Source organism: Micromonospora sp. CA-248260, from assembly GCF_050942205.1.
Taxonomy (GTDB): domain Bacteria; phylum Actinomycetota; class Actinomycetes; order Mycobacteriales; family Micromonosporaceae; genus Micromonospora; species Micromonospora antibiotica.
Map to the genome: position 1 here is coordinate 5,345,035 of NZ_CP192021.1, position 13,149 is coordinate 5,358,183.

A 13,149-nucleotide genomic window follows, 5' to 3' on the forward strand; every position below is an offset into this window, starting at 1 on the left:
CGGGCTACAGCCCCGACTCGTTGGTACGCACCATGATCCGCCGGCAGTCCTCGCAGCGGACCACCTCGTCCGGGTCCGAACTGCGGATCCGGGCCAGGTCCGCGCCGGACAGCTCCAGCCGGCAGCCACCGCAACGGCCCGCGGTGAGCAGCGCCGCACCGAGGCCGGTGTCCGCGCGGATCTTGTCGTAGAGGGTGACCAGGTCGGCGGGGAGGTCCGCGGCGAGCGGCTTGCGCGCGCCCTGCTTGAACTCCTCCTCCTTGGCGATGGCGGCGAGGCTCTCGTCGCGGCGCTGCTCGGCGGCGGCCCGCCGGTCCCGGGTCTCGGCGAGCCGGGACTCGATCCCGTCGAGGGTGGCTTGCGCCGTCTCCCGCTGCTCCATCAGCTCCAACTCGGCGTCCTCCAGGTCACCCTGGCGGCGGTTGAGGGAGACCAGCTCGTGCTGGAGCGCCTCCAGCTCGCGGGCCGGCCCGCTGCCGCTGGCCAACCGGGACTCGTCCTTGCTCTTGCGGGCCCGGACCTGGTCGATGTCCTTCTCCAGCCGGGCGATGTCGCGGTCCAGGTCGTCGACGGCGACCTGGGCGCGGACCCGCTCGTCCTCCAGCGCGGACAGCTCCCGGGCCAGGCCCTCCAGTTCGGCCCGTTCGGGCAGCGACCGGCGGCGGTGGGCGAGCTGGGCGAGGGTGGTGTCGATCGCCTGGAGATCGAGCAGGCGGCGCTGGACCTGGGGTTCAGCCTTCACGGTCGGGGCTCCTTGTCGTCCATCGCGGGTGCGGCGGCGTGCACGGTCCACGGGTCGGTGTCCAGATCGGACACCACGGTCTCGACGCCGAAGTCGGCCCGCAGGTGGGCGGCCACGTCGTCCAGCCAGGGTCGTTCGGTCGCCCAGTGCGCGGCCTCCAACAGGGCGGGCCCACCGGCGGCGAGGTGCTCACCGGAGGGGTGGTGCCGCAGGTCGGAGCTGAGGAACGCGTCCACCCCGGCGGCGGACGCGGCAGCCAGGAAACCTTCGCCCGAGCCACCGCTGACCGCGAGGGTACGCACGATACGCCCGGGATCGCCTCCGGCGCGAACCCCCCAGACCGTGGCGGGCAGGACGGCGGCGGCGTGCCGGGTCAGCTCGGCCAACGTCAGCGGGGCGGGCAGCTCGCCGATGCGGCCGATGCCCCGACCACCACCGGCGGACGGGGCACCGGGGGCGGACGGCGCGAGGGGACGCAGGCCGGTCAGCCCGAACCGGGCGGCCAGCGCGTCGGAGACACCCGGCGCGGCGATGTCGGCGTTGGTGTGCGCCACGTAGAGGGCCACCCCGGCGCGGATCAGGTCGTGCACGATCCGCCCCTTCCAGGTGGTCGGGGCGACCGAGGACACACCACGCAGCAGCAACGGATGGTGCGCGACGATCAGGTCGGCCCCGGCGGCGAGGGCCTCGGCGACCGTCTCGGGAACGACGTCCACCGTGCCGTAGACCCGGCGGACCGGGTCGGTGGGCTCGCCGAGCACCAGACCGACCCGGTCCCACTCCTCGGCCCAGGCCGGCGGGTAACGCCGGTCCAGCTCGGTGACGACGTCGGCGACGGACGGCGGGGACGCGGTTGTGCTCACGGCCGGTCAGCTTACCGGCGCGCACTGGCGGCCACGCCCACGCCCGTCCGGCGGGTCAGGCGGCCGAGGCGGCCCGGGACCGGTCGGGCAGGGCCGCCACCGCCGCCTCCCACGGGAAGGTGTGCAGGTGCCGTTCCCCCGTGCCGGGCGGGTGCAGCGGGTAGACGTGGTCGCCGAAGAGCACCGTGGCACCCCACTCGCCCAGCCGTTGCAGACCGGCCCGGAACGCCGGGTGCGCGGCCATCGCCGCGTTGGTGAACGGCACCACCACCACCGGCACCCCCCGGCCCTGCCCCTCGACCAGCAGGCCCAGCGCCAGGGTGTCGGTGATCCCGGCCGCCCATTTGTTGACCGTGTTGACGGTCGCCGGGCAGACGACCATCGCGTCCGCCGGGGGCAGCAGATCCGGGTCGCCCGGATTCTTGTAATGGGTACGCACCGGGTGCCCGGTCTGCCGGGCCAGCTCGGCCCGGTCCACGAACTTGGCCCCGTCGGGGGTGGTGACGACGCAGACCTCCCAGCCGTCGTCCTGGGCGAGGCCGACGAGTCGATCGAGGTGACGGGCCAGCGGCGAACCGCAGGCGATGACGTAGAGCACTCCGCGGTGCTCACTGCTCTGGTGGGGGCTGCCGCTCATCCGGCCGCCGCCGTGTTCATACTCCGACTCCCATCTGCTCAGCCAACTCCGCTATCGGCGCGGGCAACGCACCCCGTGTGCGACGCAGCACGTCGGACATCACTTCGTGGGCGATGGGTCGGCAGCGGATCTCGGACGGGGCGAGCCGGTCACCGCGCAGCAGCATCTCCCCCGCCTGGGCGACGTCACCGAGCTGGGCGTAGCCCCGGGCGATGTCGAGCAGGTGGTGGGCCCGGCGTTCGGGCAGCAGCCCGTTGAAGCTCGGCTCGGGGATGCGCTGGTGGATCTCCACGGCCCGCCCGCCGTCGCCCAGCTCCACGGCGGCGGCGGCCCGGTGCAGCTCCAGGTTGGTCGGGCCGAACGAGGTCCAGTAGTGGTTCTGGTCGCCGCCGAGCATCAGGGCCGCCTCGTGGGCCCCGTGCAGCAGGTCCTCGACCGTGTCCGAGTCGCCGAACCGGGCCGCCGCCATCGCGCCCTGCAACAGCAGCATGCCGTAGACGGAGAGCCGGTCCGGCGCGCTGTCGTTCATGCCGCCGGGGGCGAGCCGGTTGGCGATGCTGACGTTCAGCTCCAGGGCGGGCCGGGCCCGGCCCATCGCCACCAGCGCGTTGCAGACCCGGGCGGTGGCGACGCCGGCCAGCAACTGGTCGTCGGCGCGCTGGGCGACCGCCATCGACCGGTCGGCCGCCAACCAGGCCAGCTCGCACTCGCCGAGCTTGCGTAGGACCGAGGAGGCGATCTGGTAGACCTGCCCGAGCAGGTGGGCGGCTTCCTTGCCCTGCTCCCCGCCGTAGCCGGCGTCGGCCGCCTGGGCCTCCCGCAGCAGCTTCGGCAGCGCCCGGGTGAGCATCCCGTAGCGGCCGTACTGGTAGGTGAGCCAGGCGTGCGTGACGGCCTTGCGCATGTCGGACAGCGGCGGCGGGTACGCCACGGCGTCGAAGTAGACGGTCATCGAGGCGTACTGCTCCAGGGCGGCCCGGATCTCCTGCACCTCGACCTGGTCGATGCAGCTGAACGCGTCGCTGCGCCGTTCCGGGTCCTTGCCGAGCAGCAGCTGCACGTCGATCCGGAGGATCACGGCGATCTCGTACAGCACGGAGAACTTGTCCAGCCGGCGGACCCCGCGCTCGACCTTGTCGACCCAGCTCTTGGACTTGCCGAGTCGGTCGGCGAAGACCTGCTGGGACATTTTGCGCCGTCCGCGCCAGTAGGCCACCCGCCGCCCTATCGGAAGCTCGTCCATCTTCTCCCGTTCCTCCCCCTCGTGGGTCGTCCGACCGGGCTCCGGACGACCCGCACTGGGCGCCTCCGATCCGTCCGTCCCAGGTATTCGCTGGTCGCACAGGGTGTACGTCGTTCGTACACCTGCTTTTCGTACCTTCGTGCAAGTTGCATGAGCCGTTCGTCAGGTCAACGATCCCGGATCACGACAGTGACGGCGCTCGACGTGAGGGGTGGCGGGTGACCGGTCGAGGCCAGAGGAGAGCACGGGACATGTGGGGGAACGTCGGGCCACGGGTCGCCCAGCTGTCGCCGATCGAACGGGTCCGGCTGCGCCGGATCGCCGTGCGGTACGCGGTGCACGGCTGGGAGGTGACCCCCGGCGCCTGTTTGGCGCGCAGCCGCTTCGTGTGCGGCCGGGCCGGCTGTCCCACCGTCGGCTGCCATCCCGCGCTGGAGAACTGGGAACGGGGGGCGAGCACCGATCCGGCCCGGGTGGCCACCTGGTGGCGCAGCCGCCCGCACGGGGTGCTGCTGCCCACCGGTCGGGCGTTCGACGTGCTGGAGGTGTCGGCGCACCTGGGCCGCCGGCTGCTCGACGCCGTGCCCGGCCACCCCGCCGGCCCCGGGGCCCGGGGTCCGGTGGTGGTGACCCCGACCGGGCGGTGGATGTTCCTGGTCCGCCCCGGTGACCCGCTGCGCCCCGAGCTGGAACACTGCTTCCACGTGGTCCGGCACGGCACCGGCTCGTGGATCCCCGCGCCCCCCACCAGGCTGCCCGAGGGACCGGTGCGCTGGGCGGTCGCCCCCGAGCAGGCCCGCTGGCAGCTGCCCGACTCGTACCTGTTGCAGAACACTTTGATCGGGGCGTTGCGGGCCGACGGGGTGACGCTGACCCCGGAGTTGCTGCCCGGCCAGCTCCCGCTGCCCCGCCGCGGCCACTGACCGCCGGGGCGCGACGGGACGGGCGTCGGCGGGGTCGGGTTCCCGCCAACGTCCCCGCCGACGCCGGACTCGTTGCACACCACGACGGCGCGCACGCGCCACCGGAGCGGGGGTAGGACATGGCCAGGGACGACGAGATGCGGCACACCGGCGGCACCGAACCACCCCACCGGCGACGGCCCCGACACTGGTCGGACACCCGGCCCGCCGGTTCCCGACCCGGCCGCCCCCGGCCGACCGGCTCCCGCCCGGCCGGCACCCACCGCACAGCCCGGTGAACGCCCGCACCGGGCACGCTCGGGTGAGAGCCCACACCGCGCCCGGCCGGGTGAAAATTTGCACCCCACGCGGCCCGGTGAACGCCCGCAACCCACACGGCCCGGAGCACCCCGGACTGCGGGCCGCCGACCTGTGCGTCGGCGCGCGTCGTCCACCGACCTGGTGACACTCGGCACGGGCGGTCAGTCGGCCAGCGGCAGGGCGGTGGAGCGCAGCAGCCGACCGTCGTCGGTGACCACCGCGTGCAGGTGGCCGGGCAGCCGGTCGAGCCAGCCGATCCCGGCCACGCCCATCGCCACCGCCGCCGTGGCGTACGCGTCGGCGACGCCCAGGTCCGGGCCGACCACGGTGACCGAGCGCAGCCCCCGGGCCGGGCCGCCCCGCCGGGGATCGACGACGTGGTGGCCCCGCTCGTAGACGCCCGAGGTGGCGACCGCCAGATCGGTGCCGGTGAGCACCAGGCAGGTGGCGTACGCGTCCCAGGGGTGCCGGACGCCGATCCGCCACGGCCGCCCGGACGACGAGTGCCCGCGTACCCGGACGTCACCGCCGGCGTTGAGGCAGTGGTCGACCGCCCCGGCGGCCACCAGCCGGTCAGAGGCGACCTGCGCCGCCCAGCCCTTCACGTAACCGGAGGGGTCCAGCCGCCCGGTGGCGTACGCGTCGAAGAAGCCGTCGGTGTCGCCCCACAGGTCGGCGCAGCGGGCCAGCACCGCCCGCAGGTCCGCCGACGCCCCGGACAGCGGCAACTCCCCCCGGTCGACGCGGCGCACCTCGCTGTCCTCGGCGTAGGTGGTGAACCGGGCGTCGACCTCGCGCAGCCAGCGGAACGTGTCGTCGGCCAACTCGCGCAGGGTGGCGGCGGGCAGGTCGTCGGCGAGGTCCAGGCTGATCGCCGTACCCATCACCTGCTCGACCCGGCGCAGGCCGGGCCGGGTCACCGGCGCGGTCATCAGCGCACCTGGTCGAGGGCGGCCTGCAACGACTGCCGGTAACCGTTGCTGGTGGCGGTCGCCTGGGAGACGGTGTCCAGGTTGGCGTCCTGCTGGCGTACCACCGTGCCGGAGGTGCCGCTGTAGGTGTCGTCGACCCGGTTGCTGCGCAGGTCGGACTGACCGCCCTGGGGCAGTTCCAGGGCCACCGCGTTGACGATCTTCGTGCCGGTGACGGTGATCTGCACCTGCACGTTGCCGAACTCCGTGACGACCACCGGCCCGGTGACCTTGCGGGTGGTCGACTTCGGCGCGGCGGCGCTGGTCCTCGGGGCGGCCGGGGTGCTGCGTGGGCCGGCTCCGGTGCCGGTCCGGCCCGCCCCCGGGGTGCGGGCCGCGGTGGCGTCGGGTCGGCCGGTCGGTCGGGGTTTCGCGGCGGCCCGCTCCGGAGCCGCGCCGGGTGTGGCCGCAGTGGTGCCGCCCGGCGCACCGGCCGGCAGGTCCTGGGCGACCTGGCGGGCGTCCGGTGCGCCCTTGAGCACCACCAGGGCGGTGGTGCCGGCGGCCAGCCCGGTGATCGCGAGCAGCGCGCGACGCATGTCAGGTGCCTTCCTACAGCTCGAACGGGGCGAGGTGGATCTGCCGGCGGGGCACACCGGCCTGGCGGAGCACCCGCATCGACGACTCGACCAGCCCCTCCGGCCCGCACAGGTACACGTCGCGGCGGATCAGGTCGGGCACCAGCCGGCGCAGCCCGTCCGGGCTCATCACCTGGCGGGGGCCGGGGTCGTCCCGGGAGCCGATGACATACCAGACCGACGTCTGCCGGGCCTGGGCCAACCAGTCCAGCTCGTGGTGCAGCAGCACGTCGGCCGGGGTGCGGGCCCGGTAGATCAGGGCCGCGCCGGGTGGCAACTCCTCAAGCATCGCCCGCAGCGGTCCGATGCCGCTGCCACCGGCGATCAGCAGGGCCCGGTCCCGGGTCCGGTGCGCGGCGGTGAACGTGCCGGACGGGCCCTCCACCCAGACCCGGGTGCCGGGGTCGAGGTCGCGCAGGTCGGCGGTGTGCCCGCCGACCACCTTGACGGTCAGCCGCAGCCAGCGGCCGTTCGCGGCGGCGGAGAGCGAGAACGGGTGTGACTGCCACCAGCAGCCCCGGGTCAGGAACCGCCAGCGCAGGTACTGCCCGCCGAGCAGGTCGAGTTGCTGGAGCCGACGACCGGTCAGATAGAGCGACACCGTGTCGGGGCTCTCCGCCACCACGTCGGCCACCCGCAGCCGGTGCCGCAGGTTGAGCAGCAGCGGCGCGACCAGCCGGCCCCACACCAGGGCGGCGGCGACCAGCAGGTAGCCGGTGATCCAGCCGGTGCGTACCGGGCCGGGTGGGAAGAGCTGCGCACCGTTGCTGAACTGGTGGCCGAAACCGAGCAGCAGCGCCAGGTAGCTGGTCAGGTGCAGGTGGTACCAGAGTTCGTAGGGCACCGCCCGGCGGACCGCCCGGATGCCGGTGCAGCCGACCAGCACCAGGATGCCGGCCGCGACGAACGCGGACACCATGTCGTCGAAGTCACGCAGCAGCACCCCCACCTGGGCGGTGACCGGGTTGCCCTGGGTGCGCGCGTAGCCGACCACCAGCAGCGACAGGTGGGCCAGCACCGCCACCAGCAGCGTCGCGCCCAGGTCCCGGTGCACCCGGGACAGCCGCTCGCCGCCGACCCCGCGTTCCAGCACCCCGAGCCGGCTCATCATCAGCACCTGCACCAGCAGCAGGTAGCCGGCGACCAGGCCGGTGACCCGACCGGCGGCGGTGAGCACGTCGGCGGTGCCGGCCAGCGAACCGGCCGGGGTGTCGAGCCACCACGGCAGCACCGCGGCCACCAGGCCCACCCAGAACAGCCCGGACACCACCCGCCGACCGGCCGACCCCCGTCGTGGCAGGGCGGGCGGCGGGCGTACGGACGCAGCCGACCGGCCGCCGGACCGGGACGGGTCCCCGGTGCGACGGCCGGCGGCGTGCATGTCCTGATAGGTCACGCGTAGAGCTTCATCGGGGTGTACTTCTTCCTCGGGAAGATCTTGTCGACCTGGGCGGTGGTCAGCCCGAACCGGCCCTGCGCCACCGCACCGTAGACGTCGAACATGTTGTTGTACTCAGGTACGTCTCCCGAGTCCAGATCGCTCAATCCGTCCCACCTGCCGAGCAGCGAGCCGGCGAGCCGACGCCCGGACAGGATGGTGACCACCCCGCCGTGGCCGTGGTCGGTGCCGCCGCCGTTGGAGGCGACCCGACGGCCGAACTCGCTGGACACCATGATCGTGACGTCGGCGGCCCGGTCGCCCAGGTCGGTGAAGAACGCCGCCATCGCGCCGGCCAGTTCGCCGAGCCGACGGTGCAGCTGACCGCCGGGGCGGGTGCCCTGGTTCTCGTGGGTGTCGTAGCCGCCCATCCCGACCGTGGCGACCCGGACGTTCGCCCCGCCCTTGATCAGCTGGGCGAGCTGCTGGAAGGCGTACCCGACGCCCTGGTAGGTCACGCCCTCCGCCGGCTGGTACGGCTTGGCGGCGAGCTGCTGGGCGGTCGCCAACGCGCCCATCCCCTCGATCACCGCCTCCTCGACGGGGTGGTTGATCCCGGTGAACAGGCCCCGGATCGCCTTCTCGGTGGCCGCCCGGTAGCGGTCGTCGCCGTTGAGCCGCAGCGAGCCGACGCTGTTGAGCGACAACGCGCCGTTGGTGCCGACCAGCGAGCGGGGCAGCGTGCTGCCGATGCCGACGCTGCGGAACGCGGTGCCCTTGCCGAGGGCGTCGACGAGGCTGTCCAGCCAGCCCCGGCCGCCGGTCTCGCTGGGCAGACCACCCAGGTTGCAGGCGTCGGCGGCCTGGAAGTGGCTGCGCGACAACCGCTCGTCGGAGACCGCCGGGACGAAACCGAGCTGACCGGCCCTGAGCCACTTCTCCAACGGGGCGAACGCGCTGGTCAGCGTGAAGCCCCGGCCCAGGGCCAGCGAGTCGCCGCCGAGCAGCAGGTCGGGGCGGGCCTTGGCGAGCACCGGGTCGTCGGCGGGGGCGACCAGGCTGAGCCCGTCGAGCCCGCCGTAGAGGAAGACGTGGATCAGGGTGCCGGTCCTCGTCGCCGCGAACGAGGCGGAGGTGGTGACGAACTGGGCGGTGGCCAGCGTGGTGGCGGTGGCGGCGGCCCCGGCGACGAACGTCCGCCGGGTCACCCCGCGCCCGTCCTGCTGGGCCTCCTCCAGGTCCTCCAGCCGGCGGTAGCGGTCGGCCTCGGCGGCGTTCTCGGCGGCGACGACGTCGGCCTCGGCCCGCAGCAGCGCCTCGGTCGGGTCGTCGGCGAGGCGGCGCAGGTCGGGGCACTCGGGGTGCAGGGGGAACGCGGGCACGGTCTTCTCCCTCGGGTGCGTCACCGGCTTGTCCATCGTCTGCCTCACCGCAGGTGGTGCTGGGGGGACGCGAGGATCGCCCGCGCGACGGCGGCGATCGCCCCGTTGAACGTGGCGTCGACCCGTGCGGTGGCGGACACCCCGGCCACCCCGAGGATCAGGGTGCGCTCCCGCGCCGACAGCTTCTGGTGCACCAGCCGCAGGGCCAACGCGTCCACGTACGCCCCGGCGGTCGTCGGCGGCTTCGCCACCAGCTTCTCCGGCCGGGTGTACGTGAACTGGGTGCGACGGCCGGCGATCAGCTCCGCGGCCTCGTTCCAGCCGTTGACCATCGTGCCGGCCGACGTCCAGGCGACGTAGACGTCCGGGTAGCCGTCGGGGGTGGGTTGGCCCATCGGGTACTGGCCCAGCTCGCGCAGCTTGTCGTGGATCTGGCGCAGCCCCTGGGCGAAGGCGGTGCGTTTGCTGTCGCCCTGCCGGAAGCCCGGCCCGGCCTGCGGCCCGACGCCCAGCGTCCGGTACGTGGCGACCAGGTACTCCATCGGTCGGCGCACCTTCTGCCCGACCGCCGCCCAGAACTCCGACGAGCTGAACAGCGACATCAGCAGCGGCTTCACCGAGCCCCTGTTGACCGTGTAGATGTTGGCGAGCCGGTCCACCAGGGACTTCGGCGGGGTGTCCGAGACGAACCGGGTGGCCAGGCTGCGGGCCACGTACCTGGCGGTCGACGGGTGCAGCGCGAGGTACGTGAGGTACGCGTCGATGACCTGGTCGGCCTTCTTCGGGTCGGTCGAGTCGTTGGGGTGGCTGAAGCCGAGGATCTTCACCTTGCCCCGGTAGTGCCGCTCGGGACGGAAGACGTACCGCCCGTCGTCGACGCCCCGGCCGGTCTGCAGCAGGGCGGCCTGCCGGACGTCCTTCTCGGTGTAGCCGCCGTCGACCCCGACCGAGTACAGCTCCAGGTTCTCCCGGGCCAGGTTCTCGTTGACCGCGTCGGCCCGGGAGTCGTTCTGGTTGAGGTAGAGCAGCAACGCCGGGTGCCTGTTGGCCGCCACCAGCATGTCCGGATAGCTGCCCATGGCGTGCTTGCGGACCACGTCCCGATCGAACGAGTTCCGGTACGCCTCACCGCCGTCGAAGTCCGCCGCGACGTGCAGGAAGTCGTTCCAGAAGTCGACCATCACCTCGTACAGCTGCCGTTCCGACCAGATCTGCCGGGCCAGCGTCCCGTCGACCATCTCCCGCTCCGGCTGCGCGCCCCGCGCGTTGAGCTGTTCCCGCTGGTCGCGTAGCTGCTGGCTGGTCAGTTTGAGGGTGGGCAGCTCGGCGAGCTTCAGCTCGGCGGCGCTCGGCGCGATCTTCTCCGGGTCGAGCTGCTGGCGTACCCAGGCGTCGATGCCCATCCGCCTGATGTCGGCGAGCACCTTCGGGGTGGCCCCGAAGGTGGCCCGGCCGGCCAGGTGCCGCACCGGGTCCTTGGCCAGCACGGTCTGCACCGTCACCCGGGTCTGCGCCGCCGCGTCGGCCGGGCCGGAGAAGGTACGCCCCCCGCTGGGCGAGTTCTTCTTCAGCGCCGCACCGGCCCGGGAGCCCATGTAGCTCTCGTTCTGCTCGGTGTAGGTGCGTACCGTGCTGGGCTGCTGGCCGCTCGGGCGGGCCGGGGTGCCGTCGGTGGCGGTGACGCCGGTGGCGTCCCCGGCGGCGTCGTCGCCGAACAGGCCGCGCACCTGGGGGCTCATCGCCAGCGCCGCGCCGCCGGCCACCACGGCGGCGGTGCCGCCCAGCGCGACCAGTGCGCGCCGCCGGCCGACCCGGTCGCGGGCGTCGCCGTCGTCGTCCAGGTGCGGTAGTCCGGTGCCGGCCGGCTGGTGGAACGCCTGCCGACCCAACCCCTCGGGCCCCACCCACTGTGGTCCCCGGGACACCGGCGGGGGTCCGGCGGTCGGCTCGCCGTAGGGTGCGCCGGAACGCCTCTCGTCGGTGGCGTGCGGTCGGCGCGGTGGCACCTTCTGGTCGGCCATGTACCGGTCCCGTTTTCTTTCGATGCGTCGTACCACTGCGGCCAGGGGCGGGCAGGGGTGCGGCGGCGGCTGCCGGAGGAGTCGTTGCGGGGAAGGTAGCCAAGGGTTGCGGCGCCTTCAAGGCGGGTCGCGGCGGCCCCGGCGGGCACTTAAGCCGCAGCTCAGCACCCCGATCAGCCGGGCTGCCACACCCCGGTCGGCCGGCGGCGTCCCCAGCAGGGACGACGTGTCCGTCGGCAGCCCTGCCGTCACGACGCAGCGGTACGCGTCACCGCATCCGACGTTCACCGGCACAGCGAAACTTAAGCCACCGGTAAGCCTGGGCGAAGAGTCACCGCACGCCCCCGCAGCCCGGTTTCACCCGGCCCGCCCACCCTCAGGCCGGGCCGGGCCACCCGCAGCCTCGCCGCGCCCGTCCGCCAGCCGGGCCCGGTGTCGGCCGGTCTGTCGCGGTGCCGTCGACCGCTCTGCGTCGTTCGGTCGGCCGGGTGCGCCTTCGGTCGGCCTGTCCCCTTCGGCTGGTGGGTGGGACCGAAAGTAGCAGCAGCAGGAGGGCGTGACCCGCAGCCGGAGCGGGTAAGCCGCCGAACCGCTGACAAGCCGCCGAACCGCTGACAGCCGTGAGGGGAAGGCACCGCCATGCTCAGCAAAGAGGATCAGCGCAGATTCGAACAGATCACCCGGCAGCTCCGGGAGAGCGACCCGAAGTTCTTCGCGAGACTCGACCATCGGATCCGGGCCCGGCGCGGACGCTGGCTGATGTTGCTGACCGTCATCCTGTGGGCGTCGCTGCCCGCGATGACCGTCGTGGCCGGACGGACGGCCGGTGCCGCGTGCGTCGTGCTCGTGGCAGCCAACACCGGCCTGATGTGGCATTTCCGGCACCGCTGGCGTTGACCCGCGTCATGGTCGACACCAGGGTGGCGATGGTGCGGGGTCGACGCGACGGGGACACCCCGACATCGCCCCACTGGTGTCGACCATGAACCGTCACGGGTCGGGGCGGACCACTGGTCAGGACGGGCCGAGGGCCTGGTAGGCCCGGCGCAGGCGTTCCAGCAGGCCGGGGCCGCCGATCGTCGCAGCGGGCGAGCCGAGTTGCCGCAGCAGCAGTTCCGGACCGGTGGCCAGGATGGGCGGCCGGTCCGGCAACGGCACCGGCGGCAGCCAGAACCGGTCCACCGCCTCGGTGAGCGGCGCGTCGGGCAGGTCGGCGAGCACCCGGGCCGCCCCCGCCACAGCGCTCGGTGGCCCGGATGCCACCCCTTCCACCACCGACGACCCGGGCCCCGACGTCCGATCGGGCGTACCGGCGTCCGGCCCACCGTCCGGTACGCGCGACACCGGAACACCGGCCGGCCCGCTCGCCGATCCGACCCCCTGCCGCCCGGCGGCAGGGTCGACGACGGCGGGCGGAGACGACCCGACCGCCCCGGCAGGCAGCGGCCGGCCGACCGCCTCGGCGCGCAGGGAGCGGAGCCGGCCCAGCAGGGCGTCGCGACTGCGGCCCCGCCAGTGCAACAGTTGGAACGGGTCGGCGTCGAACGCCTCGGCGAGCAGATAGAACGTCGCCGCGAGATGCTTGCACGGCACCGCGAAGTCGGGGCACCCGCAGCGTTGGGTCAGCTCCCCCACCGAGTCGGGGAACAACGGCGCACCGGCACCGGCGAACAGCTCCTCCAACTCGGCCGGTAGGTCACCGGCGAGCAGCCGGGCGCTGAAGAACGCCTGACCGGCCAGCTCGCGTTCGACCCGGGCCCAGAGCGCCTCCGGAAACGGCGGCAGGGTGATGACCACCGGGTAGGGCCGGGGGCGGGAACCCTGCACACTCGCCTCGACCCGCCCGGGTGACACGTCGAGCCGGAGCACCTGCCCCCGGCGGGCGTACGCCCGGCCCCGGGTGAGTCGAGTGCCGAGCGCGAACGACTCCAGCACCTCCAGGAACCGCCGGGACCACCAGGAGACCCCGATCGCCCCCCGGGTGCTGCGCGCCCGCAATCCGCCGTCGACCCGACGCGGCGGGCCGAAGTCGGCGAACGCGCCCCCCACCCCGGAGCCCTCCGCCGCCGGACCAGTCGGCCCCGACCCGACCGGGTCAGGATCAGCCGTGC

12 protein-coding genes are annotated in these 13,149 nt (G+C 73.8%); 2 read left to right on the top strand and 10 right to left on the bottom strand.

Annotated elements, in window-relative coordinates:
- Positions 1 to 4: 4 nt before the first annotated feature.
- The 4 genes from ACQP2H_RS22880 to ACQP2H_RS22895 are packed head-to-tail and all read right to left on the bottom strand — an operon-like array spanning position 5 to position 3,485.
- The gene (locus ACQP2H_RS22880; RefSeq protein ID WP_219464091.1) at positions 5 to 742 is read right to left on the bottom strand and encodes a zinc ribbon domain-containing protein; all 738 of its coding nucleotides are present in this window, start codon (positions 740 to 742) and stop codon (positions 5 to 7) included.
- Complete coding sequence (locus ACQP2H_RS22885; protein ID WP_219464092.1) at positions 739 to 1,605, bottom strand: Nif3-like dinuclear metal center hexameric protein; 867 nt, start codon at positions 1,603 to 1,605, stop codon at positions 739 to 741. The genes ACQP2H_RS22880 and ACQP2H_RS22885 overlap by 4 nt, the downstream gene beginning before the upstream one ends.
- Before the next feature lie 55 nt (positions 1,606 to 1,660).
- On the bottom strand, positions 1,661 to 2,242 hold the full coding sequence (locus ACQP2H_RS22890; protein WP_208568793.1) for a flavoprotein: 582 nt from the start codon (positions 2,240 to 2,242) through the stop codon (positions 1,661 to 1,663).
- A gap of 16 nt (positions 2,243 to 2,258) precedes the next feature.
- Entirely contained in the window at positions 2,259 to 3,485 is a 1,227-nt protein-coding gene (locus ACQP2H_RS22895; RefSeq protein WP_433228819.1) for a helix-turn-helix domain-containing protein, read from the bottom strand.
- Between the two features lie 251 nt (positions 3,486 to 3,736).
- On the opposite strand from ACQP2H_RS22895, the gene ACQP2H_RS22900 reads away from it, so the two are divergent.
- Positions 3,737 to 4,408: a bifunctional DNA primase/polymerase gene (locus ACQP2H_RS22900; protein ID WP_208568795.1), complete on the top strand. Its 672-nt coding sequence runs from the start codon at positions 3,737 to 3,739 to the stop codon at positions 4,406 to 4,408.
- A 461-nt stretch (positions 4,409 to 4,869) separates the two neighbouring features.
- Here the strand turns inward: ACQP2H_RS22900 and ACQP2H_RS22905 are convergent, their stop codons facing one another.
- Genes ACQP2H_RS22905 through ACQP2H_RS22925 form a run of 5 tightly spaced genes read right to left on the bottom strand, consistent with a single transcriptional unit; the run spans position 4,870 to position 11,038 of the window.
- Complete coding sequence (locus ACQP2H_RS22905; RefSeq protein ID WP_433233640.1) at positions 4,870 to 5,592, bottom strand: FAD:protein FMN transferase; 723 nt, start codon at positions 5,590 to 5,592, stop codon at positions 4,870 to 4,872.
- Positions 5,593 to 5,639: 47 nt separating this feature from the next.
- A complete protein-coding gene (locus ACQP2H_RS22910) occupies positions 5,640 to 6,218 on the bottom strand; it encodes an FMN-binding protein (protein ID WP_433228821.1) in 579 nt (192 codons plus the stop codon).
- Positions 6,219 to 6,231: 13 nt separating this feature from the next.
- Positions 6,232 to 7,653 carry a ferredoxin reductase family protein gene (locus tag ACQP2H_RS22915; RefSeq protein WP_357535478.1) on the bottom strand — a complete coding sequence of 474 codons (1,422 nt, stop codon included), beginning with the start codon at positions 7,651 to 7,653 and terminating at the stop codon, positions 6,232 to 6,234.
- The gene (locus tag ACQP2H_RS22920) at positions 7,650 to 9,017 is read right to left on the bottom strand and encodes a DUF1501 domain-containing protein (RefSeq protein ID WP_357535480.1); all 1,368 of its coding nucleotides are present in this window, start codon (positions 9,015 to 9,017) and stop codon (positions 7,650 to 7,652) included. The genes ACQP2H_RS22915 and ACQP2H_RS22920 overlap by 4 nt, the downstream gene beginning before the upstream one ends.
- A gap of 44 nt (positions 9,018 to 9,061) precedes the next feature.
- Positions 9,062 to 11,038 carry a DUF1800 domain-containing protein gene (locus tag ACQP2H_RS22925; RefSeq protein WP_357535482.1) on the bottom strand — a complete coding sequence of 659 codons (1,977 nt, stop codon included), beginning with the start codon at positions 11,036 to 11,038 and terminating at the stop codon, positions 9,062 to 9,064.
- Between the two features lie 639 nt (positions 11,039 to 11,677).
- Here ACQP2H_RS22925 and ACQP2H_RS22930 point away from each other — a divergent pair.
- Complete coding sequence (locus ACQP2H_RS22930) at positions 11,678 to 11,935, top strand: DUF3040 domain-containing protein (protein ID WP_219464100.1); 258 nt, start codon at positions 11,678 to 11,680, stop codon at positions 11,933 to 11,935.
- A 117-nt stretch (positions 11,936 to 12,052) separates the two neighbouring features.
- Here the strand turns inward: ACQP2H_RS22930 and ACQP2H_RS22935 are convergent, their stop codons facing one another.
- Positions 12,053 to 13,087, bottom strand: a complete 1,035-nt coding sequence (locus ACQP2H_RS22935; protein ID WP_308290870.1) for an SWIM zinc finger family protein — start codon at positions 13,085 to 13,087, stop codon at positions 12,053 to 12,055.
- Positions 13,088 to 13,149 lie beyond the last annotated feature (62 nt).

Coding starts and splice junctions, on each gene's coding strand:
- ACQP2H_RS22890 (WP_208568793.1), bottom strand. CDS start 2,242: ATGAGCGGCAGCCCCCACCAGAGCAGTGAGCACCGCGGAGTGCTCTAC.
- ACQP2H_RS22895 (WP_433228819.1), bottom strand. CDS start 3,485: ATGGACGAGCTTCCGATAGGGCGGCGGGTGGCCTACTGGCGCGGACGG.
- ACQP2H_RS22900 (WP_208568795.1), top strand. CDS start 3,737: ATGTGGGGGAACGTCGGGCCACGGGTCGCCCAGCTGTCGCCGATCGAA.
- ACQP2H_RS22905 (WP_433233640.1), bottom strand. CDS start 5,592: ATGGGTACGGCGATCAGCCTGGACCTCGCCGACGACCTGCCCGCCGCC.
- ACQP2H_RS22910 (WP_433228821.1), bottom strand. CDS start 6,218: ATGCGTCGCGCGCTGCTCGCGATCACCGGGCTGGCCGCCGGCACCACC.
- ACQP2H_RS22925 (WP_357535482.1), bottom strand. CDS start 11,038: ATGGCCGACCAGAAGGTGCCACCGCGCCGACCGCACGCCACCGACGAG.
- ACQP2H_RS22930 (WP_219464100.1), top strand. CDS start 11,678: ATGCTCAGCAAAGAGGATCAGCGCAGATTCGAACAGATCACCCGGCAG.